Origin of the sequence: Rhodococcus sp. YH1, from assembly GCF_009939605.1 — a bacterium.
Taxonomy (GTDB): domain Bacteria; phylum Actinomycetota; class Actinomycetes; order Mycobacteriales; family Mycobacteriaceae; genus Rhodococcus; species Rhodococcus aetherivorans.
Window position 1 is genome coordinate 1 of record NZ_WVTE01000153.1, and the last position, 3,838, is coordinate 3,838.

General features: G+C 72.5%; 2 pseudogenes. One reads left to right on the top strand and one right to left on the bottom strand.

Annotation, left to right across the window (positions count from 1 at the left end):
• Nucleotides 1-110, top strand: a pseudogene (locus tag AIIKEEIJ_RS13070) (D-aminoacyl-tRNA deacylase); the annotation flags it as partial.
• On the opposite strand, the pseudogene AIIKEEIJ_RS13075 reads toward AIIKEEIJ_RS13070, so the two are convergent.
• Nucleotides 111-3,838 (bottom strand): annotated as a pseudogene (locus AIIKEEIJ_RS13075) (amino acid adenylation domain-containing protein); the annotation flags it as partial.

The following is a 3,838-nucleotide window of genomic DNA, read 5'->3' on the forward strand; positions in this document are numbered from 1 at the left end:
CCCGGAAGGTGTGGACGTTGCGGATCCTCGAGGACGAGAAGTCCGCGTCCGATCTGGCCGCACCGATCCTCGTCGTCAGCCAGTTCACGCTCATGGCCGACACCCGCAGGACGGGTGTCGAGCGCGGCGCCGAGCCGGGAGGCCAGCTGCGTCGCGAGCAGGGAGTTGCCGCCGAGCTCGAAGAAGTCGTCGTCGAGGCCGGCGCGTTCGATGCCGAGAACCTCGGCGAGGATGCCGGCGACGATCTCCTCCACCGGGGTGGTGGGGGCACGGAACTGCCCGGCCTCGAACTCCGGTTCGGGCAGTGCCCTGCGGTCGAGCTTGCCGTTGGTGTTCAGCGGCAGTGCCTCGAGGACGACGAACACCGACGGCACCATGTACGACGGAAGCGCCTGCGCCAGCGCGGTCTTCGTCGCGGCGGCGTCGAGTTCGGCACCACCGGCCGGAACCACGTAGGCCACCAGCCGATCTCCGACGTGCGGGTCGTTGCGGACGAGGACGGCGACGTCCCGCACCTCGGCGCGGGCGCGCAGCACCGACTCGATCTCACCGAGTTCGATGCGGTAGCCGCGCACCTTGACCTGGAAGTCGGCGCGGTCGCGGTAGACCAGTTCGCCGCCGCGGTTCCAGTGCACGATGTCGCCCGTGCGGTACATCCGGCCCCCGCCGAACGGGTCGGCGACGAACCGGTCGGCGGTCAGGTCGGGACGGCCGTGGTAGCCGCGCGCCAGCTGGGCACCGGCCAGGTACAGCTCGCCGGCGACCCCGACCGGCACCGGACGCAGGCGCGCGTCGAGCACGTGGACCCGGGTGTTCCACTCGGGCACACCGATCGGCACGACCGTGGTGTCGGCGTCGTCGGTCTCGTGCACGGTGACGGACACGGCGGCCTCGGTCGGCCCGTACAGGTTGAACAGGACCGCCGCGTTGTCCGCGCGGAACTGCTGCGCGGTGGCCGCCGGCAGCGCCTCGCCGATGGCGAGCACGCGGCGCAGCGACGATGCGACCTCCCCGCCGGCGGCGGTCATGAGCATCGAGAGCATCGACGGCACCGAGTGCAGCGTGGTGACGCGCTCGTCGCGCAGCAGCCGCAGCAGGTAGTCGGGATCGCGGTGCCCGTCGGCGGTGGCGATCACCAGGCGCGCGCCGGAGGTGAGCGCCGACCAGAACTCCCACACCGACAGGTCGAACGTGGCGACGGTCTTGAGCAGCACCGCGTCGTCCGGTCCGAGGTCGAACGCGTCCCGCTTCCACAGCATCTGGTTGACGACGGCGGAGTGCGGAACCGCCACCCCCTTGGGCCGGCCCGTCGACCCGGACGTGAAGATCACGTACGCGGTGTTCGCGGCGCGCAGCGGCGCGCGGCGCTCCGCCGCCGTCACCGGCGCGTCCGGCAGCCCGGACAGGTCCACGCGGTCGAGTTCGACCACCGGCACGCCGGGCACGTCGAACCGGTCCGCCGCGACCGTGACCACACAGGTGGGGGCGGCGGTGTCGAGGATGTAGGCGTTGCGCTCGGCCGGCTGATCCGGATCGAGGGGCACATACGCGGCGCCGGCCGTGGCGATCGCGTACATGCCGACCACGAGTTCCGGCGACCGTCGCGCGACGAGCGCCACCCGATCCTCCGGGCCCACGCCCAGGGCGATCAGGTGCCGGGCGAGGCGGTGGACTCGGGCGCCGAACTCGCCGTACGTGACGGCAACGCCCTCGTACACCAGTGCGACCGCGCCGGGATCCCGGCGCACCTGCTCGTCGAACAGGTCGACGAGCGTTGCGGCCGTGCCGGTCTCGTGGACGGTGTCGTTCCACGCCGTCAGGACGTCGTGCTGTTCGCGCGCGAGCAGCAACGGGTGGTCACCCACCGGCACATCCGGCGCCTGCACGAGCGCACGGAGCAACTGCTGGAAGCGCTCGGCCACGGCACGGGCGGTGGACTCGTCGAACAGGTCGGTGGCGAACGTCAGGATCGCGTCCATCCCCGACGGGGCGCCCTGCTCGTCGTACCGGTCGCTGACGATCAGGTGCAGGTCGAACTGCGACGTGCCGCCCTCGAGGTCGATCGGCGCGACGGTCAGGCCCGCCAGTTCCAGTTCGGTGCGCTGCTGGTTCTGGAACGAGAAGCCCACCTGGAACAGCGGGTGCCGCGCGGTCGAGCGAGCCGGGTTGAGCACCTCCACGAGCCGCTCGAACGGAACGTCCGCATGCGCGAACGCCTGCAGGTCGGTTTCGCGGGCCGCCGCGAGCAGTTCGTCGAACGAGCGGCCGCCGTCGACGGAGAGCCGGAAGACCAGCGTGTTGACGAACATGCCGATCAGGTTCTCGACGGCGGCCTCGCCGCGGCCGGCGATGGGCGTGCCCACCGCGATGTCGGCGGATCCGGACAGGCGGGCGAGCAGCGTGGCGAACGCGGCGTGCATCGCCATGAACACGGTCGCGTTGCGGGCGCGGGCGAGATCGCGCAACGCGGCGTGCACGTCCGCGTCCACGGTGAACTCGACCCGGTCGCCGCGGAACGACTGCTGCGCCGGACGCGGCCGGTCGGTGGGCAGGTCGAGCTGGTCCGGCAGGTCGGCGAGCGCGGTCCGCCAGTGGTCGAGCTGCCGGGCGGCGAGCGACTCGGGGTCGTCCTCGGAGCCGAGCAGTTCCCGCTGCCACAGCGCGTAGTCCGCGTACTGCAGCTCGAGCGGCGCCCACGCCGGTTCGGTGCCGGCGGCCCGGGCGGCGTACGCGGTCATCACGTCGCGGACCATCGGGACCATCGACGAGCCGTCGGCGGCGATGTGGTGCACCACGGTGACCAGGACGTATTCGGCGGGCCCGAGGCGCAGCAGCGCGATCCGCAGCGGGATCTCGCGGGTGACGTCGAAGCCGGTCGACGCGAGTGCGCGCAGCCGCGACTCCAGCTCGGCCGCCGGGACGTCGACCGGCTCGAGGTCGATCGGCACCGCGGTGGCGGGCCGGATCTCCTGCACCGGAACGGAGTACGTCTCCGGGTACACCGTCCGCAGCGTCTCGTGGCGGGCCACCAGGTCGGCCACGGCGGCGCGCAGCGCGGCGACGTCGAGGTCACCGGTCAGCCGCAGGGCCATCGGGATGTTGTAGGCCGTCGACTCCGGGTCGAAGCGGTTGAGGAACCACATGCGCTGCTGCGCCGGCGAGAGCGGGATGCGTTCCGGACGCGTCCGCGCCGTCAGCGGCACCCGGCCGCCGCCGGTGGCGTCCTGCTCGACCCGCGCCGCGAGCGCGGCGACGGTCGACGCCTCGAACAGGGTCCGCACCGGAACCTGCGTGTCGAGCGCCGCCCCGAGCCGCGAGACGACCTGCGTCGCGATCAGCGAGTTGCCGCCGAGCTCGAAGAAGTCGTCGTCCGCACCCACCCGTTCGACGCCGAGCACCTCGGCGAACGTGCCGGCGACGATCTCCTCGACCGGGGTCGACGGCGCCCGGAAGACCCGGGTCTCGAACACCGGTTCCGGCAGCGCCCGGCGGTCGAGCTTGCCGTTGACCGTCAACGGAATCGCGTCGATCACCACGAACGCCGACGGCACCATGTACTCCGGCACCAGCGCGCCCACCCCGGCGCGCAGTTCCTCGACGTCGACGGTCGCGCCGTCCGCCGGCACCACGTACGCGACGATCCGCGCCGCCCCGGGGGCGTCCTCGCGCACGATCACCGCGGCCTGCCCGACCGGCTGCTGGGCCAGCACGGCCGACTCGACCTCGCCGAGCTCGATCCGGAAGCCACGGATCTTGACCTGGTCGTCCGCGCGGCCGAGGTACTCGAGGTCACCCGAGACCGCCCAGCGCGCCACATCGCCGGTGCGATAGAGCAATC